The sequence below is a fragment of the Paenibacillus sp. 11B genome (assembly GCF_030487755.1).
GTDB classification, from domain to species: Bacteria; Bacillota; Bacilli; order Paenibacillales; family Paenibacillaceae; genus Paenibacillus; species Paenibacillus vandeheii.
This window is the reverse complement of the sequence record NZ_JAUKNS010000002.1, coordinates 1067727-1090993: the sequence shown is the minus strand read 5'-3', so window position 1 is coordinate 1090993 and position 23267 is coordinate 1067727. Positions and strand designations below refer to the sequence as shown.

At 46.6% G+C, this 23267-nt stretch carries 21 protein-coding genes; 16 read left to right on the top strand and 5 right to left on the bottom strand.

Going from position 1 to position 23267, the window contains the following annotated elements; genetic code table 11:
- Positions 1-16: 16 nt before the first annotated feature.
- Both Q0V21_RS13345 and Q0V21_RS13340 read right to left on the bottom strand, forming a co-directional pair.
- Positions 17-1168 (bottom strand): Ger(x)C family spore germination protein, encoded by a 1152-nt coding sequence (locus Q0V21_RS13345; RefSeq protein WP_079347087.1) that lies wholly within the window; start codon positions 1166-1168, stop codon positions 17-19.
- Positions 1165-2610 (bottom strand): spore germination protein, encoded by a 1446-nt coding sequence (locus tag Q0V21_RS13340; RefSeq protein ID WP_079347085.1) that lies wholly within the window; start codon positions 2608-2610, stop codon positions 1165-1167. The genes Q0V21_RS13345 and Q0V21_RS13340 overlap by 4 nt, the downstream gene beginning before the upstream one ends.
- A gap of 208 nt (positions 2611-2818) precedes the next feature.
- On the opposite strand from Q0V21_RS13340, the gene Q0V21_RS13335 reads away from it, so the two are divergent.
- Together Q0V21_RS13335 and Q0V21_RS13330 are read left to right on the top strand one after the other, a co-directional pair.
- On the top strand, positions 2819-3316 hold the full coding sequence (locus tag Q0V21_RS13335) for a GNAT family N-acetyltransferase (RefSeq protein ID WP_079347083.1): 498 nt from the start codon (positions 2819-2821) through the stop codon (positions 3314-3316).
- Between the two features lie 51 nt (positions 3317-3367).
- Positions 3368-3988 carry a TraX family protein gene (locus Q0V21_RS13330; RefSeq protein WP_301879306.1) on the top strand — a complete coding sequence of 207 codons (621 nt, stop codon included), beginning with the start codon at positions 3368-3370 and terminating at the stop codon, positions 3986-3988.
- A 120-nt stretch (positions 3989-4108) separates the two neighbouring features.
- Here the strand turns inward: Q0V21_RS13330 and Q0V21_RS13325 are convergent, their stop codons facing one another.
- Positions 4109-7816, bottom strand: a complete 3708-nt coding sequence (locus tag Q0V21_RS13325) for a non-ribosomal peptide synthetase family protein (RefSeq protein WP_143805404.1) — start codon at positions 7814-7816, stop codon at positions 4109-4111.
- 45 nt (positions 7817-7861) lie between these two features.
- On the bottom strand, positions 7862-9604 hold the full coding sequence (locus Q0V21_RS13320; protein ID WP_301879554.1) for a methyl-accepting chemotaxis protein: 1743 nt from the start codon (positions 9602-9604) through the stop codon (positions 7862-7864).
- 673 nt (positions 9605-10277) lie between these two features.
- Here Q0V21_RS13320 and rpiA point away from each other — a divergent pair.
- The 14 genes from rpiA (at position 10278) to Q0V21_RS13250 (ending at position 22421) form a co-directional block, all read left to right on the top strand.
- Positions 10278-10949, top strand: coding sequence for a ribose-5-phosphate isomerase RpiA (gene rpiA / locus Q0V21_RS13315; protein ID WP_079347081.1), 672 nt, complete (start codon positions 10278-10280; stop codon positions 10947-10949).
- A 42-nt stretch (positions 10950-10991) separates the two neighbouring features.
- Positions 10992-11564: a GNAT family N-acetyltransferase gene (locus Q0V21_RS13310; RefSeq protein ID WP_483312371.1), complete on the top strand. Its 573-nt coding sequence runs from the start codon at positions 10992-10994 to the stop codon at positions 11562-11564.
- Positions 11565-11587: 23 nt separating this feature from the next.
- The gene (locus Q0V21_RS13305) at positions 11588-12046 is read left to right on the top strand and encodes a MarR family winged helix-turn-helix transcriptional regulator (protein ID WP_024630132.1); all 459 of its coding nucleotides are present in this window, start codon (positions 11588-11590) and stop codon (positions 12044-12046) included.
- Between the two features lie 260 nt (positions 12047-12306).
- A complete protein-coding gene (locus tag Q0V21_RS13300) occupies positions 12307-12819 on the top strand; it encodes a response regulator (RefSeq protein ID WP_079347079.1) in 513 nt (170 codons plus the stop codon).
- A gap of 54 nt (positions 12820-12873) precedes the next feature.
- A complete protein-coding gene (locus Q0V21_RS13295) occupies positions 12874-13836 on the top strand; it encodes an alpha/beta hydrolase (protein ID WP_301879303.1) in 963 nt (320 codons plus the stop codon).
- 47 nt (positions 13837-13883) lie between these two features.
- Positions 13884-14093: a hypothetical protein gene (locus Q0V21_RS13290; RefSeq protein ID WP_301879302.1), complete on the top strand. Its 210-nt coding sequence runs from the start codon at positions 13884-13886 to the stop codon at positions 14091-14093.
- Between the two features lie 20 nt (positions 14094-14113).
- On the top strand, positions 14114-14242 hold the full coding sequence (locus Q0V21_RS13285) for a hypothetical protein (protein WP_301879301.1): 129 nt from the start codon (positions 14114-14116) through the stop codon (positions 14240-14242).
- A gap of 17 nt (positions 14243-14259) precedes the next feature.
- Positions 14260-14973, top strand: coding sequence for a class I SAM-dependent methyltransferase (locus Q0V21_RS13280; RefSeq protein WP_301879300.1), 714 nt, complete (start codon positions 14260-14262; stop codon positions 14971-14973).
- Positions 14974-15093: 120 nt separating this feature from the next.
- Positions 15094-16080, top strand: a complete 987-nt coding sequence (locus Q0V21_RS13275) for an N-acetylglucosamine kinase (protein ID WP_301879299.1) — start codon at positions 15094-15096, stop codon at positions 16078-16080.
- A gap of 63 nt (positions 16081-16143) precedes the next feature.
- On the top strand, positions 16144-16581 hold the full coding sequence (locus Q0V21_RS13270) for a GNAT family N-acetyltransferase (protein ID WP_301879298.1): 438 nt from the start codon (positions 16144-16146) through the stop codon (positions 16579-16581).
- Between the two features lie 212 nt (positions 16582-16793).
- Positions 16794-17252, top strand: a complete 459-nt coding sequence (locus Q0V21_RS13265) for a MarR family winged helix-turn-helix transcriptional regulator (RefSeq protein ID WP_079347067.1) — start codon at positions 16794-16796, stop codon at positions 17250-17252.
- Positions 17249-20416, top strand: a complete 3168-nt coding sequence (locus Q0V21_RS13260; RefSeq protein WP_301879296.1) for an MMPL family transporter — start codon at positions 17249-17251, stop codon at positions 20414-20416. The genes Q0V21_RS13265 and Q0V21_RS13260 overlap by 4 nt, the downstream gene beginning before the upstream one ends.
- Positions 20417-20616: 200 nt before the next feature.
- Positions 20617-21243, top strand: coding sequence for a GDSL-type esterase/lipase family protein (locus tag Q0V21_RS13255; RefSeq protein WP_079347063.1), 627 nt, complete (start codon positions 20617-20619; stop codon positions 21241-21243).
- A 236-nt stretch (positions 21244-21479) separates the two neighbouring features.
- On the top strand, positions 21480-22421 hold the full coding sequence (locus Q0V21_RS13250) for a phosphotransferase enzyme family protein (RefSeq protein ID WP_143805403.1): 942 nt from the start codon (positions 21480-21482) through the stop codon (positions 22419-22421).
- A 158-nt stretch (positions 22422-22579) separates the two neighbouring features.
- On the opposite strand, the gene Q0V21_RS13245 is transcribed toward Q0V21_RS13250, so the two are convergent.
- On the bottom strand, positions 22580-23257 hold the full coding sequence (locus Q0V21_RS13245) for a tetratricopeptide repeat protein (protein WP_079347059.1): 678 nt from the start codon (positions 23255-23257) through the stop codon (positions 22580-22582).
- Positions 23258-23267: the final 10 nt, after the last annotated feature.

The window sequence follows — 23267 nt, the reverse complement described above, 5'->3', positions numbered from 1 at the left end:
CTTTCAACTGCTCCTATCAGTAGCTGGATTCCGATCCTACGAACTGGATGTTGATATTGGTATGCACGTTAAACTGCAAATCGTTTTTGACATAATCATTCCAAACGGGACGCAACTGTTCCCAGATGCGAGGATAGGCCCATTCCAGACGATAACCAAGCATCAGAATATCAGCTTTTTTTCGTTGTCCGGCCTTTATTGCGTTTGTTAAATATGCACTCGCCTTTTCATTGGCCTTTTGCTGTATTTGTTTAACGCCCACAACATCCTTGACCTTGAGAACGGGGATCACGGAATTCAGTTCTGCCTCACCCCTTAAAGTGATGTCAAAAAAAGGTTGTCCATTTACAAGTTTGACCTTGATTTTGGAATTCATATTATAGATGGTCATACTCGCTTTCTCGTCATCAGTTTCCACGGAGACGACCAAAGTATCCAAATTGCGATTGGCCCAGGCTACCGTTCTTGTTTCTTCGGGTGAGATCGAATCAACCATCTTCATCTGTTTGAAAAGAGCACTGCCCACCTGACTGGTCCATTGCTTTCGTTTGTTCTCCTCGCTTGCCATTGTGGTTGCTTTCGATTCCAGTAAGGGGGCAGCAAAGCCCTGATTCATTTTGTCAGCCATAAGTACAGTGAGCATTTGTGTCTTTAACATATTTTCTTCGGTTGCAAATTCTCTTAACACATCACTGGGTGTTTCTTCGAAAACCGGGGTCAGATTAGCCACGTCTCGGGCTCTGCCCTTGGCAACCATGACATAACTGCTAAGATGGAACAAAGGTTCACGTGAAATCCATTCCATCGTATCTTGAATTCCTTCTCTAGCATATGCTTCACCGAATACCACTACCCGTGTATGCCCCCAGGAAAGCTTTCGTGTGAGATCTGTTTGGATTTTCTCCATAGCATCAGCGATGGTGGATGCGGAAGCCGAAACGAGAGCATATGGATTTTTTCCGGGTCCTCCGGTTCCTTGCGGAGTGAGACGGTTCGGCAGCGGCGTACTTAGTGAAATATCGATTTCACCCGGTTTTTCTCCTTTATCCACATACATGGTTGTAATAAACGTACGTTCATTTATCTCCACTTTGGACCAGCAGCCACTGCAAAGTAAAACGCATATCAAAACGACACTCAGTTTGGTTGTAATGATAAACTTTTTCATGTCTTTTGCCTTTTTTTATTAGCATTTGCATAAGCTGTTGGACGCTGCTTCATCAGGAACCAGGGCACGCGAACGATAGTATCCTTGATATCACGAAGTACGAGAGGAGCAAAGGGCTGCATGTAAGGAACGCCAAATGAGCGAAGACTGACCATATACCAATAGATCAGATAGATCGAGATCACGATGCCGAACAGACCCAGTGTTCCGCCCATAAACAGCACTGGAAAACGAAGCAGCCGGAAGGCCAGTCCGAGCTCGAAGTGCGGGATGATAAAGGCGGCAATACCTGTGATGGATACGACGATAACCAATGGTGCTGAGACAATTCCAGCCTGTACGGCCGCCTGACCAATCACAATCCCGCCGATAATGGACACCGTCTGACCCAGCGGCTTCGGAATACGAATTCCCGCTTCGCGCAAACCTTCAAAGGTCACTTCCATAATGAGTGCTTCAATCAGGGCGGGGAAAGGAATGTTTTCTCTGGCAGAAGCAATCGTAATCAGCAGGTTGGTCGGAATAATTTCCGGGTGAAAAGTAGTAACGGCGACATATAAGGATGGCAGCAGGAAGGCTATAAAGGCAAACAGCAGACGAATAAGCCGGATAAAGGAAGCAGAATAAAATCGTTGATAATAGTCTTCCGAAGACTGCATTAAAGAAAAAAAGGTTACGGGAATGAGCAGGGAAAACGGTGTTCCGTCCTGCATAACCCCGATCCGCCCTTCAACCAGTGCAGCCGCCACCGTATCCGGCCGTTCGGTATATTGATATTGCGGAAAAGGAGAGAGCGGATGATCCTCCAGAAATTCAGATAAATAACTCACGCCCAAGCTGCTGTCCATATCAATATTACCAAGGCTTTCCAGCACGTTTTCCAAAATGTCCGGTTTGCATAACCCTTGAATATACACAACGAATACTTCAGTTTTGGTGTATTTACCAATGATGAATTTGACCATTTTCAAATCAGGGTGTTTGATTTTGTGCCGGAGCAGAGACATATTCACATGAATATCTTCGATGAAGGCTTCCTGAGGCCCGACGATCACAACTTCGTTGCTTGATTCCGTTACGGAACGTCTTTGATAATTTTGAAGAGCGAAGTGGATCATGCCCGAAATACCCTCGATATATAATGCTGCATTACCTGAAACGATATCATCCACAATTGTTGCTGCTGAATTCGAGTGGTGGCTGTTAAGGGTGAAAAATGATCCGGTCACGACACGGGTAATGAATTGATGATCTATTTCATTTCGTGAAGCTTCCTCAAGCAGTGGTTTGACGATGGCTTCCCGCATGGTAGGGGTATCCACAATGGACTGAATATAGATGAGTTCACAATGGAAAGGTCCGATTTGAAAAGGCTGATAGATTATGTCGGCAACACCCAACAGATTAGCCCTAACCTGTTCATAGATATTGTCTTTTTCCATTTCAGTTTCGCCTCCCTATGCTGTAATCCTGAGTCTCTAATCTGACTATAGTGTGCGACGCTTCCAATGAAATATACTTTTAAGTTTGGATTATCGAAATATATTACAAACTTTGATGCAGATGATGAATGGGGAAAGCGTCAAATTGGGCTTAGAATAAGAGGGTGAATGAGGCGGAGAGACGTTTTATATAAGGAGTTGATGGAAAATGACGTATCGGATTAGACGTGCCGAGCTTGGGGATGTTAATGGCGTGGCACAGCTGTTCAATGAATATAGGATGTTTTACGACCAGCTTACAGATCTGAACGGAGCGAATGAGTATATAAGAGAACGTATGGAACGCAATGAATCCGTTATTCTGATTGCAGAATTGGAAGTGAATACAGACAAGAGAGAGGAGAGCAGCTTGACGGATAAGCCTATATCGAGCGAGTTGGGTGGATTTGTACAGCTTTATCCAAGCTTTAGCTCGGTGTCCATGAGACCGAGCTGGGTGCTTAATGATCTGTACGTACATGCGGATCATCGCCAGAAGGGAATTGCGCGTAAGCTGCTGCAAGCTGCACGACGATTGGCAGATGAGAGTGGAGCTGTGCGAATCGTGCTCTCTACAGCGATAAGCAACAAGAAGGCTCAGGCATTATATGAGTCGGAAGGCTATACGCTGGATACCGATTTCATGTATTATGAACTTCATGTATAAGCAATTCATGGAGACCCCTGAACTTCAGGGCAAGGGAGGCATTAGCTCAAAATGATGCAATGGATAGCAATGATTACGATGTTGATCGATCATATAGGAGCCGTCTTTTATCCGCAGGTAACCGAGCTGCGAATCATTGGTCGGATTGCTTTTCCAATCTATGCTTTTGCCGTGTATATCGGTTATAAACATACGCGCAACGTACAAAAATACATATGGCGGTTGTTCTGGATTGCTGTTCTCTCGCAATTGCCGTTTATGGCGGCTTTTAATCATTTTTCGCTGAATGTGGTATGGACATTGTGGTCAGCCCTGCTTGTGTTGCTCGTACTTGATAAACTTCCAAACCGTATGCTGGGAATTCCGATTGTGATCGGGGCAGGCTTGGTCATGGAGATGACCCATATGGATTACGGCATGTATGGCTTGCTGCTTGTATTGCTGTTTCGTTACTTCCAGGGACCCATTCTGGTCATGGCTCATGTGCTCTTGAATGTTCTGTATATTTTGCTGTACAGCAGCTCCGTTCAGATGTACAGCGTAATCGCTACCGTTGGAATCGCAGTGGCCCAGTATTATAACGCAGGGTTCCGTCTGAAAGGTCCACGTTGGATTTGGCGTTATTTTTATCCTGCACATTTGGCGGTTATTGCCTTGATTCGCTGGATTTAAGGAGCTTTCTTGAAGAAAGAGCCTTCATGAAGAAAGAAGCCACCTCAACGTCATCACTGACGTTGGGTGGCTTCTTAATATTTTTCAGTGGATGCACTACATGCATTCACAGTATTGAATTTACTCCTTGGTTGAAGAAGTGCCAAAATGCGGTCGGACGGCCTTAGGAAAATAACCAATCTCAACAGCATGCTCTAGCATGTTTGAGATGAAACGATCATCCGTTTTGGCACAAGTAATTCCGGCTGGTTCCACATAGGCAGTTGTTACAGGAGAAGCATACACGTATGCAGAATCCTTGGCACCGTCTCCTTCAAGCTGTGCGATCGCCAGTTGAAGCGCCTCAGGGTCCTTGCTGACACTGCCATCGAACAACCAGTTGGTGTACTCTGTAAAGGGCAGAGTCTGCACGTCATAGCCGGCCCGATTCACAGAACGAATCAGATCATCGTAGCTGATCGGCTCCGGATTACAGATATGGAATACTCGTCCTGCTGTGTCTTGGCGCAATGCCAGATGAACAATTGCCTGACTTGCATAGTCAATCGGCGTAAAATCAACCATCCAGTCGGCTGCTGGAGCCTTACCCAGCAATAACATCGCTTTAATCATACGATAAAAGGCATTGCTATCGATGTTGGACTGGAAGCGTCCCGTTTCAGAATGACAGGTCAGATTACCAGCACGATAGATGCTCACAGGCACACCCTCTTCGGCAGCAATCATAAGCACTTTCTCGGCTTCAAGCTTGCTGTCCGAGTACAGGTTGTCCACGTGCAAATCTGCAGGGAACCGGTCATATTGCAATGAGGTCTCCCACTGTCCACTGAGTGCAAGGTCTTCCGGAATCCCCATCGTGGATACATGGTGGAAGGAAGCACCCGGCTTGCTGCGAATAAGATGGAGCAGTGCGATGGTTCCATCCACGTTGGTTTTGGCGAATTGTGCTGCATCTCCGAAATGTCGTACATCAGCGGCACAGTGTATCACACGGTCAATTCGTTCTTGCACATAAGTCGTCTGCTCGGCAGAAAGACCAAGATTCGGTTGCTCCAGATCACCTTCGATAATCTCGACACGGGATGCGAGGAGAGGCAGTAATTCTGGCCCGAAGTAACCCTTCATGACGTTACTCAGTCGATCCATCGCAGAGCTTCCATCTGCAGGGCGGCGAACAAGAGTATAGATGCGTGTATTCGAAGTTAGAATCAACTGCTGCAGCACATGGGAACCAAGATATCCGGTAGCCCCGGTCAAGAGCACATGCTCGGGATCCAGAATATCCGGGTAACCAATCTGGGATCTCAGCTCTACAGGATGTTCTGACAATTGGGTGATTACGCCCTCACGCACTGAGGAATGGGCAGTAACTTCTGTTATTTGAGCCAGCGTCTCCACATGCTGTGCCAAAGCACGAATCGTCTTTTCGGCAAAAAAGTCAGCAATTTTCAGCTGCGGATAATGCGGCTTCAGAATGACCAGCACATGGATGACCCGAAGGGAATCGCCGCCAATGGCGAAGAAGCTGTCCTCCACACCAAAGTCATCGTGCTGAAGAATTTCTTTCCATGCTTCCATAATAATAGCTTCAGCTTCCGTCTCCGGAAGTACCCGATCAGGACGATCTTCATGACGCTCGACGTGAGGCAGAGATACCATCGCTTTGCGATTGATCTTTCCTGTCGGTGCGATCGGCATTTCGTCGAGCTGACATATCCATTTCGGTACAAAATAGGAAGGGAGCTTAACCGTTAGCTCGGCTTTGATGTCCGCAACGGAAAGTGTACTGCCATCTTTGGACGTAAAGTATCCTACGAGCATGTTTTGACCATCCGATTCCTTCTTGGGAATCACGGCGACATTCTGGACCTGATCCAGGCGGGCAAAATGATCCTCAATCTCCCCGATTTCAATCCGGTGACCCCGAATCTTTAATTGCGAGTCGCTGCGTCCGACATATTCCAGTAGTCCGCTATCGAGCAGTTTGGCTATATCACCTGACTTATAGATTTTCTCATCGATGGCAAAAGGATTATCAATGAATGCCTGCGCTGTGCGCTCCGGCTGGTTCAGATACCCTTGAGCCAGGGCAGGTGTCGCGATATATACCTCGCCAGGGACGCCTACCGGGCAGAGTTGCTGTTCTTCATTGACGATATACACTTTATAGTTATGAATCGGTCTTCCGATTGGAATATTAACGACATTTTCAGGAACTTGCTCACTAATGCGATGGGTCGTTGTAGCTACTGTACATTCCGTGGGTCCATATACATTGACAATATCAATCTGGTTGCCAAACTTGCGTTGGAAGGCACGAACCTGCTCACCATAGAGAGCTTCTCCGGCCACGGTAATGATTTTGACTTTAGCCAGCTTGTGGAAGCCTTCATCTGAAAGGAAGGAAGCCAGCTGGTTGAAAAAGATGGTTGGCAGTATCGTAATAATCGTTGTGCCTGTGCGCTCAATTGCACTCGCAAACTCTTCAACGGATACACGTTCCTCCGCCGATAACAGGTACAATTCTGCTCCGTAGAACAAGGCGCCAATCGTATCCCACACTGATGCGTCGAAGCTGTATGTAGCAAACTGGGTTAATACGTCACCTGGTTTAATATCGCAATCCCGCTGCACAACACTACCGAGATTGGCAACACCCCGATGGGCAATAAGTGCACCTTTGGGCTTGCCGGTAGATCCTGAAGTATAGATAATATACGCCAGATCATCTGGTTGAATATCCAGATTGGGGTTGCTTGCTGCAAATCCGGCAAGGCGTCCGTCCACAGCCAGGATTTGGCGAACAGTAGTAATACCTGAGAATAACCGTGAAGCTTCAAGTAAAGAGGACTCTTTGGTCAGGACAAATGATGAAGCTGTATCTTCGACAATATAACTGTTGCGTTCTTGTGGATGCTCAGGGTCGACAGGAACGTATACTCCGCCAGCTTTGAGAATACCGAGCAAAGAAATAATCGTTTCCAGGCTCCGCTCCATAAAGATGCTGACAAATTCTCCTTTTTGCAATCCGTTGGATAACAACACACGGGCAACCTGATTCGCACGTTCGTTCAGTTCTCTATACGTGTAACGGCCGGTTGGAGACGTAATTGCCGGTGATTCAGGATATTGGGCTGCTGTCGCTTCGAACCAGCCATGAATCGTCTGATGCTCCGGTTCGAGCACGGTGGTGTCATTCATTTCTCTATATAACAACCGGTCTGAAGCGGACAAAATGTCCACTGTACCGATTGCTTTGTCTTGATTTCGCAACATGGCGCGAAGCAGGGTCTGATAATACTCTGCATATCTCGTGACCGTGGATTCACTCAGAAGTGAACTGTCGTAGAACAGATCCAGCATGAGCATATCCTGATCATCACGAATATTCCAATTTAACAATTGAGGAGCCTGAGGCAACTGGACACGATTAAACATGAACAGGGTTTCCGGGTTTCCTCCTGTTTGGAGCGTATGATGGTGCTGAAGTTGATCTGAAATCTGACGTACCAGCTCACTGAAGGTTAACTTGCCTTGAATCTGCAATAACACATGGGAAGCTGCCTGGTCTGGAGCCAACGTGCCAATGGCAAGTTCCTGTTCCCCTGACAAACGGAATAATAATGCTGCATACGCAGTCAGTAAAACTGGATACACGTTTTCTGAGTTGAACCTCTGTTGGAGTTCCCGCCCCAGAGACTTTTCTAGTGGTATATGAGCAGACTCATAAGAGAAGATTTGTTGACGGCGCCCATAATCCAGTGGAATCTGAAGAACCGGCAGGCCAGATTCCATTGTGTGGGAAGACGATGATTGATTTTTGACCACTTCAGTTTTTCCTCCTTGGTTCAAACCGTTCAATTGTGGATTGAATTATAATTTGCTTACATTAAAATGAGAAATCAGTTCTTGCAGTTCCTCAGACATCGTGTTCAAACGGGTAGAAGAATCAACAAGTGTAATCAAAGATGCTTTTTGTTCATCAACGGATGAAGAGATGCGTTCACTGTTATCAGCTGTCTTACTCACGCTGGCAGACAAATCATCCGCAGTTGCTGTCATTTCTTCTGTACCTGCAGAGATTTCTTCAGTAGCGCTGGATACTTCCTGAATTTGATTCGATACTTTTTTGGCTGCTTCCAGAATTTCCTCGAACAATTGACCGGTTTGATCAGCTACACTGAGGCCGGTATCCACTTCGGAAGTACCCTGTTCCATCGCACGAACGGCTTGTCTGATTTCAGCTTGAATCTCCTGGATCAGTACAGCAACCTGGCTCGTGGATTGTTCGGATTGCTCAGCAAGCTTGCGTACTTCACCCGCTACAACTGCGAATCCTCTGCCTTCCTCACCAACACGTGCTGCTTCGATGGATGCATTCAACGCAAGCAGGTTCGTTTGGCTGGATATACCTGAGATGATATTCAGAATATCGCCAATTTCCTGAGAGCGGCTCTCCAGAACCTCAATGGCAGAAGCGGTATTTTTAACAGATTCCGTAATTAGATTCATCTGTTCGGACACCTGACGAACAACACTGTTTCCTAGTTGTGAACGGCGTTCCATCTCATAGGCTTCGTCAGCTACGCTGGCTGAACTGCTGGCAATAGTCTGAATAACAATAGCCATCTCGGACATCGCACGGGCACTATCTCGTGTTGCCTGTTCCTGTGCACGAATATTCGATGTAATCTGAGTAACGTTGCTATTGATAGAATCAGCATTCTCGCTGTTTCTCTCAGAGACTTCATACAATTCCTTGGCAGACTCATTGACTTCTTGTGAAGTAATTTGCACTTTGACGATAGTATCGTTAATCTTGCGAACCATGGTATTGAACTTTTCATTCACAATTCCCAGATCATCTTTACCAGTTGGAATCTTGACATTCAAATTACCCCGACTTACGTCATCAATCCCTTTGATCAGGTGACGAATAGGGGAAAGCGTGTTTTTGACAACAAGATATTGGATAATCAGGAACAGCAGCAGGAAAGCTACCAGAATAATAATTCCGTTTTTAAGCAATTTGTTCAGTCCGGCCGGTACCGCTGATGCGTCTGCATCAACTGCAAAGTAGGAATAAATCTTGCCGTTACTATCCTTGATCGGATAAGCAATGGTGGTCCAGGTTCCGAAATCATCGGAATAAAATGTGGTGAATGTCGGGCGATCAGTATTCAACATTTCTTTGAGCGCATTTGCCACAACGACAGGCTGTTCATACATATCGCCGATATTTACATTTTCACTCTGGAAAGCTTCCTTTAGATTGGTTGGCATGGCGACAAGGGAAGTTAACCGCTTGTTATCTCCACCGAGCTCAACGCCAAAGATGTAGGCTTGGGCAATGTTGGGATAATATTGCTGCATTTCATCGAAATAGGCGCGCAATTTGGTTTGTGTTTTTCCATCATAACTGCCTTCTGTGATAGCAGCCTGTACATCAGTGGAATCAATACCTTCTGCCCATTTTTTGGTGATTTGTTCTACTTGACCATGTAACTGATCTACAAGAATCGTTTTTTGAAAATAGTAGCTGCTGGCAATAAGCGCCACGCCGATAATGATAATGTTCGTAAATGATAGTAACAGATTTTTTGAGAAAAATGACATACTTTTCCAACTTAATGATTTCACTAAAGTCCACTCCTGATCTTCTTTGAATTAAAAACATATATTTTGGTTGCTTTTATGACGCCAATTACATCATTTCTTAATCCCCTCCAAAGGCATAATGTGCGACCATGGTCTTGGGTTTGTAGTCGCTATGTAGAGATATTTTTACCTGGATACCTATAGGTGTCTAATTATTAAAACACATCTATACTTAATATGTCGTATAAAATGTCGCCAGATTGAATAGTTTTGTTAAAACTTTTTTAATATTTTACGTATTTATGGACATATGAAAGCAATATGTAGGTATTTAGAACTGTTTATTTAAAATAATTCCCATTTTTTAGTTTCATTCTGTATTCTATAACATGGTGGGTTAAAAAACATCCTTAAACTTTGAAGAAAATAAGGCAAATGACAGAGAAATGTTCCTATCATCTGCCTTTCCAATCGTGCACCAAGGGGGAGAATGTAAAGGAAATGATGTTTGGATTTGGACTTTAATCTAACCAAGAACATACATAAGCATGATCAATGATGCATGTGAAGCAGAGAAACAGGCCAAGTTTCCCAGTGGAATACCTCATTGCACAGATATACATCGGAAGCGGTTTTATCTATAATAACTACAGTATGCATTTCTTAAATCATGAGCAGCGGGGGTTTATAGATGAATCTTAAACAGATAGCAGCTGAGCGCGCGGCAGAATATGTTCAAGATGGAATGAAGGTTGGGTTGGGTACAGGTTCAACGGCGTATTACGCTATTTGTCGAATTGGTGAGCGGGTACGCGAAGGGTTAAACATTCAGGCGGTAGCTACCTCGGAAGCATCGGACAAGCTCGCCAAGGAGTGGGGGATTCCGATCGTTCCATTTGATCAGATTGGACGTCTGGATCTGACCATTGACGGTGCAGATGAAGTTGACCCTGAGTTTAACCTGATCAAGGGTGGCGGCGGTGCGCTTTTACGTGAGAAAATTGTAGCTGCAAACAGCGACAAGCTGATTATTGTGGCCGATGGCAGCAAAGCAGTACCAAAGCTGGGGAAATTCCCATTGCCGGTTGAGGTGGTTCCTTTTGCGTCAGAGTGGACTTTCGAGGCGCTTGAGAAACTTGGGTGTAACCCGGAATGGCGTATGGATGGGGATCAACGGTATCTTACGGATAATGGAAACCTCATTGCGGATTGCCGTATGGAAGCCATAGAACAAGCTGCGGAGCTTAACGTGCAGTTAAATATGCTGCCAGGTGTTGTCGATAATGGACTGTTTATTCATATGGCGGACACCGTCATTCTTGCGAAGAGTGATGGCAGCATCGATGAGCGTCATCGTTCCTGAACTGAAAGCGAGGTCAGTGTATAGATGAGGGAGAACCCGTTAGTGGATGGAGAAATTTCTCTTCGATGTGTGGAAAAAGAGGATCTGACTGAACTCTATGAATTAATCTACAGTGAAGATGTCCCGGAATGGAAACAATGGGATGCGCCATATTTTGCCCTTGAACACGAGAGCTACGAAGACTTTGAACGGAGCATGCTGAGACGACTTGAAGCGACTAAGCACAATTCTGACCCGGACTCCATTCGAATTGTTGAGTTGAATGGCCGAATTGTCGGCACAATCAGCTATTATTGGGAGCATCGTCCATCCATGTGGCTGGAAATGGGAATCGTGCTATATTGTTCAGCCCAATGGGGACGCGGGATAGGCACGCGAGTACTTCAGATGTGGTCCAGCCACTTATTCGAGCAATTGCCACTGGTCCGGGTTGGATTAACAACATGGTCAGGCAATGAACGAATGATGCGTTCGGCTTCGAAGGCGGGGCTTCAGGTGGAAGGACGTATGCGCAAATGCCGCATCGTGGATGGCCAGCATTATGATTCAATTCGTATGGGAATGCTGCGCGAAGAATGGGAGCAGATACGGTCCCAGACGCAGGTCGAAATGTAAACAACTGATGGAGGATTATAGAAATGCCGAACAACGAGGACAATCGGGAACTGTCTTTGCAATTATTTGTGGTTCTCGCTCGCGCATACAATTCCGTTACATCCAGGTCCAATCGGGATATCCAGAGTCATGGACTGAATACGACAGAATTTGGCGTGCTTGATTTGTTATACCATAAAGGGCCGCAGGCGTTGCAAAAGATCGGTGAGAAAGTGTTAATGTCCAGCGGTAATATCACGTATGTTGTGGACAAGCTTCAGAACAAAAATCTGCTGATTCGTCGAGCATCCAAGGAAGATCGGCGTGTTATATATGCTGAATTGACGGAGGAAGGAAGACATCTGTTTACACAAATCTTTCCTCAGCACCACCAGGTGATCATTGATGCGGTGGATGGACTTGAACCCTCGGAAAAGGCGGATGCAATTCGTTTGTTAAAAAAGCTTGGACTCGCTGCAGAGGGGAAAACTGACTTGCGTTAATTACGCAGGTCAGTTTTTTTATATCTGAAGAACAGAGGTCACTCGTTAGAACACTTACAGGACAATTTTAAATTATAGAAAATTAGTTGAGATTAATGATGGGCTGAACGCATGCCCATTCATCGATCATGTATAATGATAGATGGGTTGTATTTGAGCGGGAACGGTCCAGGCATTTGAAGCTGGTGAAAAAGGTAGGATGAATGAAGCCTTCCTATACGCAGTATGGCATAATTCGCGATTAGGAGAGTGATCATGTGATGTCTAATGAACATGGCGAGATGAAATTATTGCGCAGAACGGTTGAACCGATATCCAATCAGATGAATCGCAATAAGGAAAGTCAGGAGCAGGTGCATACCTTCTTACCGATATCGCTCTTGCTCGCTGACGATAACTCCATTAATCGGCAGGTTGTGCTGATGCAGCTCAAAAAGCTGGGCATAACCCGGGTGGATACCGTCTCCAATGGGGAAGAGGCTATCACGGCTTTTCTCAGCAAAGATTATAGTTTGATCCTGATGGATAATATGATGCCTCTAATGGACGGACTGGAGGCGACACGCAAAATCAGGGCCATAGAAGAGAATGTGCCGCGGCACTCCATACCAATTATTGCGATGACCGGAAATGTTATGGATGGAGAGAAAGAGAAATGTGTTGAAGCCGGGATGAATGATTTTATCGGCAAACCCTTCACGCTTGAAGCTCTAAGCAACGTGATCCAGAAGTGGCAACAATCATCCGTGTCTGGAAAGGCTGCCAAACGATAGATAATATACATATATGTTTCACGTGGAAGTTCGTCTGAAAGAGAGGGAATGTTCATGTTATTATACGGTCTTGCTATTCTGGTGCTAATCGTTCTTGCTCTATTATGGTTTGGTGGGCTTTACTTCTTCAAAACTGCCATTCGTCGTGCTCCAAAATCATTTCTGGTTGATAATCCGAATCTGATGCCCGAGCCGGATAATGAAATTATCAGCAGTGCGTCTGACGTGGCGTGGCTTAATTCGCAGCCAACCGAAGATATAGATATGGAATCCCATGATGGATTAAAGCTGCACGGGACATGGCTTCCTTCTCGAAGCGGATCGCAACATCGAACGGTTATTCTGGCGCATGGTTATTCGGGAAAAGGCAGGGAAATGGCGGGTTTTGCTCGCTTTTATGCGGAAAAACATGGCTATAACGTGCTGATGCCGGATGATCGGGGTCATGGTCAAAGCGAAGGTAACATCATCGGATTTGGCTGGTTGGACCGCAAGGATTATGTTCAGTGGGTCCATTGGGTTCTCGACAAGGTAGGCTTAGAAACGGAGATCATCTTGCACGGAATTTCAATGGGAGGCGCTACCGTACTGATGACAGGGGGTGAAGCTCTTCCCAAGCAAGTGAAGGCCATCGTGTCGGATTGTGCGTATACCTCAGTGAAGGAGGAGCTGATCTTCCAGCTCAAGCAGCTCTACAAGCTGCCCGCATTTCCGTTTATTCCTGTGACCAGTCTCATCTCCAGGTGGAAAGCGGGCTATTTCTTTGGGGAGGCGTCCGCATTAAATCAACTCGCCAAAGTTCAAGTCCCGGTTCTTTTCATTCATGGTGAGGCGGATACGTTCGTGCCGACGGAAATGGTTTATAGATTGTATGAAGCTTGTCCAACAGAAAAGGAACTGCTGACTGTTCCCCGTGCGGGTCATGGGACAGCGTTCCAAGTGGATCGTACCCGATATGAGGAGGTACTTGAATCCTTTTTGACGAAGAGCTTTTCGCATTCATCTGATTCCATTTAAGCATCCAGGGTATTAAGTAGAAGATGTACTTAAAGGGGAGGTGTGAGATGCCACGTACACCTAGAGTTTGTTCGTATTGTCATGAAGAAATGGCAGAGGATGAGTTCAAATGCAAATCCTGCGGCAATCTCGTTGTGACCAAAACAGCTGTGCCTGACTTACCATACATGACGGAATATGAAGAATCCGTGTTGGATCAATATTCAATGGTGCTGCTTGTTCTGATGACATTATTTCTTCATTTCTTCCTCCGGTAGCCATGGTCATTGGCGGCGTGATGTTATTTAATGACAGTATGTATAAGCGGGACACAGGTAAACTGCTCGTCACCGGGGCATTTGTAGTCATGGTCATTCTAACCATTATTCTGTTCGCAGGTTCGGGGACATTGACGATTAACTTCTAAGCCATGGAGGTGCTCTTATGGAAAATAAACAGTTTGAGGCTGCAAGGAAAGCAGAAGCAGGTTACCATTCCAACTTCTATCAGAATAATGAATTATTTGCGTCCGGTACCTGGATGTCAAGGCCTATGCCAATGGTTATGGACATGCTGGAGCGTCTGCTTGCTCATAAGACGGAGCTGCGTGTTCTGGATTTGGGATGTGGTGTAGGCAGACATACGATACCGATTGCACAGCGTCTCGGGCAAACGAACAGTGAAGTTATCGGTGTGGATTTGCTGGATGAGGCTGTAGATGGACTTCGCAAATATGCGAAAGAATATCAGGTTGATCATATTGTACAAGTAGAGAAAGCGGATGTTGAGCATTACGCTATCGAGCCGGATCATTTTGATTATATTGCTGCTTGCTCTTGCCTGGAACATGTTTCCAATAAACAAGCCTTGATAGAAGCTATAGAACGACTACAAGTGGGAACATGCAGAGGCGGCATACATTGTATTACGATGAGTACAAGTGTGGAGGAAATGGAAATCAATACCGGCCGAACAATTGAACCGTTGATTGAATTGAATCTACCTACAGCAGAGGCTGTCGCATTACTGGAGAATGCTTATACTGACTGGAATATTCTGCTCCAGGAACATGTAACACAGACGATCGAAGAGGAAAAATATGATGAACCGACACAGTTCCGTTGTGAACTGCTTCGTTTCGCTGCACAGAAGCAATAACAGCTCTGCCGGGATCGAGTAGTTTGGCCCCGGCAGACGTATTACTCGATAGCAATAGGAACATCGCAAGAAGCATCATGGGACATGGGAAATCATCACACCAGAACATGGGGGATAAGAATGAGTACATATGTGATTGGGATGGATGGCGGGGGAAGCCATACACGTGTAGCATTGGCCGATGTGCACGGAAGGGTTCTGTCATACGTGCAAAAGGGTGGTTGCAACCGTTATCATGATGCCAATGCAGAACAGCACGTATTGGACGGCATCGCTGAAGCCATTGCCGGAGCCGGGTTAGAAGCAGGACAGATTGCTTCCATTCAGGCGGGGATGGCTGGGCTGGATCGGCCTGAAGATACGGTCTGGGCTGAAGCATTGCTCGCCCAAACCGGTATCCTTGGCATAATCAGCGCGGTAAATGACACGCAAATTGCACATACGGCAGCCTTTGGTGGTGAGCCGGGCATTGTAGCTATTGGAGGCACGGGCTCTCTGATCCTGGGTAAAACGGAACAGGGGACCTGGCTTCGCAATGATCAGTTTGGCCACTATGCACCAACAGCAGCACGTTTTTTGGCTTATGACGTGGTGCATTCGATCCTTGCTGGTCGTTATGGGCGCCAGGATCAGCCTCTGATTGAGCAGATATTAGCCTATTGGAATGTAAATTCGGTTCCCGAGCTTGCTGCGCTGGGCGTATCAGGTTTTGCTGAAAATAAACAGGCCATGAATCGGAAATTTGGTCAAATGGCTCCCTTGGTGACTAAAGCCGCCGCCCAAAGTATCCCCCTTGCGGTCAGAGTAAGTGACTCAGCAGCGGATACGGCTGTTGTAGGTATTCTCTTACTTGCATCATGTTTTAAAGATCAGCAGGTATCCATGACGCTTACAGGAAGTTGTCTGAGTACACCGTACATGGTGGAGGCCGTCCGAAAGGGGCTGAATGCAGCCTATATACCGGGAGGACAACAGATTCATTACATTACCAGCAATGTGTCGGCAGTTGGAGGTGCGCTGCTGGATGCATATCATTTGGCAGGAATCCAGGTGCCGGAAGGCATGACGAATGTCATTCAATCGGAGCTGGAACGCTACACGACTTGAACTTTTACAGGCTAACGACTACAATACGATAACGGAAACAAGCAAGTTATAGGAGGAATCAGGGTGTTAATTCATTTGAAATCACGCATACAGGAGCCGGAAGTGCAAGAACTGCTGTCTTACTCGGTCTTTCCCGATCCGGATCATCTGAATCGTGCGTTACAACAATATGTTGACAAGGACGAGCTGCATTTGGACGGTTATGAAGACGAAGGCCAGCTGATAGGCCTGATTGGATATGAGAAAACAGGAGCTAGTGAGGTCACCATTCATCATATCGCAGTCCTGCCAGAGAACCGTTTTAAAAATTATGGTCGTGGCATGATTTCACAGGTGCTGGCCCAATATAATCCTGACAGATTGATCGCGGAGACCGACGTGGAAGCTGTAGAGTTTTATCGAAATACGGGATTCGTGGTGTATAGCCTGGGTGAATTATATCCGGGTGTGGAGCGTTTCCGTTGTGTATTAGAGAAGGACGAGGAGCAAGACGAAGACTAGTATCGGTCTACTACTGTGTAACATAAAGAGAGCATATCATAACAGGATGTTGGATTTGGCGAAGCAGCTGAGTCGGACGTCCTGTTTTTTTTGTCGTTTACTTAAAAAAATAGGAAAAACGTATTGCTTTGTAATATAGTTTCATTATAGAATAGTTTCATTGAAGAATAGTTCGATGTATGAACTATATTTGGGAGGAAGGAGAATCAAGGATGAACACACCGGATGCCAAAAGTTTGGTTAACCGCTATTTGGATGCTTCTTTCCTGGTAACCAAACGGTTTGATACCCAGATACGTGAACGCCTGGGCCAAACCATTACCACAGATCAGTTCTGTGCACTTCGTATGATTAAAGAGAAACCGCTTTGTACGCCCTCCGATCTGGCAGAGCTTCTGTGTGTGGGAAAAAGCAGTATCACCGCACTGGTCAACAAGCTGGTGGATCGGGATCTGGTCCATCGGGCGGGAGATGAGCGCGACCGCAGAGTTGTGTATTTAACCCTGACGGATAACGGACGGGAAGTATACAAGGAAACCGAACAGGAAATACAGCAGCTACTGGAGCCGTATCTGGTTCATTTTAAACCAGAAGAGGTCCAAAATTTCATTGAATCTTTTGAGAAGCTTGCCGCTTTGCTATCGCATGAAGGAGGACAGGAGAACGAATGAGAACGATTTTGAAAGCGCGATGGTGGTTGATGGGTCTATGGGTCGTTGTAGCTGCCGTATTGATGTTCACCGCCCCTAACATGAGTGAATTGATTCGGGAAAAGGGACAGTTCTCGGTTCCTGAAGGGCACTCGTCCACCCAGGCAGCGGCCATTCTGGACGAAGCCGCGGCACAAAAAGGAGAGCAGCAGGGCAGCCAGCTGGCTCTTGTATTTTATAATCCGAACGGTTTGGGTGCCGATGGTAAAGAAGAGGCAGAGCAGGCTGTTAAGAAACTGGAGGCCGAAAAAGAGAAACTGGGCATTCTGTCCATACTGGAGCCATTCTCTCAGCCTGAACTATCAGACAAAATGATTTCTGCCGATGGCAAGACGATCTTAACATCGCTTTCCATTGATCAGGGAGATCGTACAGTCAAGGAAATGCGCGAAGACCTCAATGAAGCATTGTCATCGGTCAATGTGGAGCATTACATAACCGGTAAAGGCTTAATTGATGAGGATACGGTGGAGAGTTCCCAAGAGGGGCTCAAGAAATCGGAATACATTACGGTTGTATTTATTTTGCTCATTCTGTTCCTCGTATTCCGCTCATTCGTAGCTCCATTTGTTCCGCTGCTTACGGTGGGGATCAGCTACATCGTTTCACAGCAGATTGTCGCGTTCCTTGTGGATGGACTAGACTTCCCGATTTCGACGTTTACACAGATCTTTATGGTGGCGGTCATGTTCGGGATTGGTACGGACTATTGCATCCTGTTGATTAGCCGGTTCAAGGAAGAATTGGCTCATCATGAAAATACGTGGGATGCCATCATCGCTACCTACCGCACAGCAGGCAAAACAGTATTCTTCTCCGCACTCGCCGTGCTGGTTGGATTCATAGCCATTGGTTTTGCACAGTTTATGCTGTATCGTTCCGCGGTAGCGGTCGCTGTCGGTATTGCCGTGATGATGCTGGCATTAGTCACGATTGTTCCGTTTTTTATGGCGGTGCTGGGCAAAAGGTTGTTCTGGCCTTCCAAGGGTTCACTGGAGCATGCCGAGAGCCGGATTTATGGTGCAGCCGGTCGTTTCTCCCTGAAACGTCCATGGGCAGCCCTGCTCATCGTTGCAGCGGTATGTGTGCCATTACTGGCGACTTACGACGGCAAACTGTCGTTTAACAGTCTCGATGAAATTGGTGACAAATATGATTCGGTCAAAGCATTCAATATCATTTCGGACAGCTTCGGTCCGGGTGAATCCTTGCCGGGTCAGGTCGTCATCCAGAATGATGAAGCAATGGACAACGCCAAATATATGGCGCTCGCCGAGAAGATCAGCCGGGAAGTGGAGAAGGTGCCAGGTATCTCTGGTGTCCGCAGCATGACACGTCCAACCGGTGATGAGATCAAGGATTTTGAAGTAACACAGCAAGTGGGGACATTATCTGATGGACTGGGTGAAGGAAAGACGGGTCTGGATAAAATCCGTGATGGTCTGAGCGAGGCCAGCAGTCAGTTAAGCAAAAATGAACCACAAATCAAAGAAGCTGCTGATGGAGCAGGAGAACTGTCAAAGGGTACTTCCCAGCTGCAGTCGGGTATTACACAGTTATCTGAAGGACTTCAGCAGATTGAAAAAGGAATCCGTGACGGCTCTTCAGGTGCCGGGGAACTGAAAGCCGGACTTCAGAAAGCCAAAACGAGTGCTGATCAACTTGCACAAGCGAACAATCAATTGCTTCAAGCCTATCGTCAGGCAGGAGCCGGTGTCGCTGCCCTGGGTGATGGCGTAGGTGAACTGCAACAACAGCTCACAGGTGTATCTACAGCGTTGACCAGCTTGAACGAATCGTTCACAGCACTTGAGGAGCGCTATCCTGATTTGCTGCAAGACGCCGATTATCAGCGTATCAAAGGAACCCTTGGTGAGACGGGTGCCGGAACGGCACAGCTCGCTCAAGGATTGGGCCAAATTCAATCCAAGCTGGGCGAAGCCGCGGCTGGAATCAATAAGGCTAACGAAGGCTTTGCCTCCGCAGCTTCCGGACAGAAGGCACTTGCCGATGGTCTCGGTCAGATTGTGACGGGAATCAGTCAGTTGCAATCCGGTCTCAAACAGGCCGCTGATGGTCAAGGTAAAGTCATAAGTGAAATTCCTTCCATCCAGAACGGACTTGGTCAGCTTCAGGGTGGTCAGGAGAAAATTCAACAAGGCTTCTCGGATCTGAGTGGTCAACTGACGCAATTGACGGATGGTCTTAATCAGAGTGTTGATGGAATCGAACAGGTTTCAGGTGGACTCGATTCAGCGCAGGACTACCTGACACAATTGCAAAATTCTCCTGATTCCGATCTGGCAGGCTGGTATGTTCCTGAAGAAGCACTGAACAGTAAAGACTTCACGCAGGTATTCGATACGTATCTGTCCAAGGATCGGAAAACAATGACGATTGACGTTATTTTTGCCGAAAATCCATATGGGACAGAAGCGATTGATCGGGTTCCGGATATCGAAGCTGCTGTACATCGTGCTGTACAGGGAAGTGCACTTGAAAAAGCGGATATCGCCATTGGCGGGGTAACCAGTACGTTTGCAGATCTGCAGGAAGTCTCCAACAACGACTATACACGCACGGTCATGCTGATGCTTGCAGGAACGTTTATCATTCTGGTCCTGCTGCTCCGTTCGGTCATTATGCCGCTGTATCTCATCATCTCGTTATTGCTGGCATATTTCACATCCATGGCCCTGACGGAAGCGATCTTTGTGAATATACTTGGATTCTCGGGCATCAGCTGGGTTACACCGTTCTTCGGCTTTGTCATGCTGATTGCACTCGGGGTGGATTACAGCATCTTCCTGATGGATCGTTTCAATGAGAATAAAGGCATGAAAGTGCAGGATGCCATGCTGTATGCCATGAAAAACATGGGTACAGTCATTCTGTCTGCAGCCGTTATTCTGAGCGGTACCTTTGCCGCCATGTATCCATCGGGAGTACTTTCGATGATGCAGATTGCGACGGTTGTACTCAGTGGACTTATCTTGTATTCTCTTCTATTCCTGCCATTCTTCGTTCCTGTAATGGTGAAAATGTTTGGCCGTGCCAACTGGTGGCCATTCCCGAACAAGGAACAGACAGATTCCGTTGAATCGGATCGTAATATAGGCATGTAATCAAATGATTAATGAACAGCTCCGCTGGCATTGCCGGCGGGGCTTTCTGTATTGTTTTATGCAAGAAAATCGTGAAACGACAAATAAATGTGTATGCCTACGGACACCACCCCGCGCTTTGTCTCCGGTCTTCTCATACGATATATAGGAATTGAATTGTATGTGGAATAGTTAATAACACAGCAGAGAGGGGCGGCGGGATGGTATATCGATATGTGGCTATAGGAGATTCATTAACGGTAGGTACAGGAGCGCTGCTGGGCACCGGCTTTGTTCCTTTATATCGGAGAATGGCAGAAACGAATGTACGTACGTTTGTATCGATGGATAACTTGGGTGTGAATGGACTTACGTCAGGGGAAATGCTGCAGATGATATCCAGCAATCCAAGAGTACGGCAATCGCTGCGTGAAGCAGATATTATTACGTTATCGATTGGTGGAAACGATCTGATTCGTACGTTCAAAGCGAGTGGCGGGATCCTGAACGCAAGTAAAATGACACAGGTGCTTGGCGAAACGCGTAGCAACGTGTCCCAGATTATGAGGCACATCCGGCAGTTGAAAGGGAACAGTGTATATATGGTTCGTACGATTGGGTTGTACAACCCGTATCCGCAAGCAGCCGAAGCATCATATTGGGTGCGGCAATATAATTCATTTCTCAATGGTGTGGGATCAGGGAACTATGCCTGTGCCCAGATCTATGACCGGTTTGAAGGGCGTGAACGTGAACTGTTATTTTGGGACAGGGTTCATCCAAATGCAAAAGGCTATCGCGTAATTGCAGAACAGCTAAATCGTACAGGATACTATCCTTTTGCCTGATCAGCAGGGGTTAAAGTTTAGAATGACGATTACCTTGAAACCGACTAGACCGAAAGAAATACTTCCGTTAAGATGAGGACATATAGAGGTTGTATTTACGTGAGATAAAGGAGTTATTTTTGGTGAAAATCATCGATTCAGATTCCCTAAACGATTCAGAACAGCAGCTGATATCTACAGTTTTATCCTCATATGGATTCACGTCCCATTGGAACGCTCAGCGCGGAAGGGGAGGAATGAACAACTCTACCTTTATGGTAGAGATAGACCAAGAATGTTACGTGCTTAGGCAGTATGAAACGCATAACGATCAAGAGAAAATTGCTTTTGAACACGAGGTGTTGTCTGCATTATTGCGTTCAGATTTGGAGCTTCATGTGCCTGCACCCGTTAGCCTTCCTGATGATAAAGATACGACATTTCTTACTGTACAGGATCGTCTAACAGGCCATACCAAAATCGTAACCTTGTTCCATTATCGTGAAGGCCACAATCCGGTCTGGATTACACCCGATCAACTGATCGGACTGGGCAGGGCGGCGGGGATGTTATCTTCTGTTATGGCGAGCCTTCCCATATCTCTGGCTCCCGTTTACCCGCCCTATTATCAAATTCAGGAGGCTTACCCGCTCTGTTCACCGGAGAAACTGTTACAACTATGTACTTCACCCCCGGATACGCTCATGGCATGTGCGGATGACCTGCAGAAGCTGAGGATGGTGTTGCCAGACTTGTTCGAAACGCTGCGAGGTATGGAGGTTTTGCCGCATCAACTGGTACATGGGGATTTGAATGCATCCAATGTATTGGCAGACTCTCAGGAAGGCATATGTGCCATATTGGATTTTGAATTTGCCACATGGGATCTGCGGGTGATGGAGCTTGCTGTTCCCATGTCTGACCTTCTGACGATGGACAAGGATGAAGCATGGATTTGGGCGGCTTTGGAGGGATTAATCCAGGGATTCAGACAACAGGTCAGCCTGGAACCAAAGGAGCTGAGCGTAATTCCAGAGCTTGTTTTGCTTCGAAGTCTGGATGTGGTCATGCACTTTATCAGTCGGTTGTTCGAAGGTACAGATGAGCCAGAAGTGGCTGTGCAGCAAATCAGAACGCTGAGAGAACGGGTAGACTGGATGAAAGGTAATGAGGAACGGCTGCGGGAGCTGCTGATGTAGCGATAACCATTGGAAGAATTTCGATGTGCAAAAAAGTGCACTGGACCTGCCTTGAGGCAGGAACCAGTGCACTTTTATTTGATGAGATCGTTTACCATGAGGGTTGTAGACACTCATTCACATAATATCTAGCTGCTAAAGCAAAGGAATTCAGCAGTCTACAGTCCGCGCTTGCGGAACCAACTGCGTACAGCCCAGCGACGCTCCTGGCGTTTCTTATATTTTGGCAGGGAGCGATATACGTTCAGTGATTGCTCGTAGGCTTGCTTTGCATCATCAGTACGCCCAAGGGAACGGTACACCGAGCCAAGCAGATAATACGCTTCACTGGATGAGGAATGAATCTCCTGGAACTGCTGAACGTATGCCAAAGCTTTGTCCCGGTGAGTATCCTTAAACGCACCTGCAAGTGTCAGATAAGGACGTCCATATTTTACTCTTGGATTAATATCCAGTGCCTGCAAAATATGACGCTCACCTTGTTCCGTTTGGCCCAGATGAAGTTCAGTTGTACCCAGCGCCTCCCAGTATTCGGCTGATTGCTCGTAAGGACGTTCCAGTTCCAGCAGTAAGGCATGAGCTTCACTATACCGTTTGCGTTCAATCAACAGACGGGCCAGATCCAGCTTGGAAGAGACTTCATTCGGACTCATGGCAAGCTGCTGCCGAAGCCGTGAGATGTTACGCATACGCTTAAGTGGCTTCATGAAGCTTGGCATCACCCCAACATAGCGACGATCCAGGAAATACAGAATGATGAGGAAAATAAGAACCGCCAAGAATGGATTGCCTACAATCCGCCACAGCAGGCCAAAGATTAGAAATTTAATCAGCACAACAAAGTCA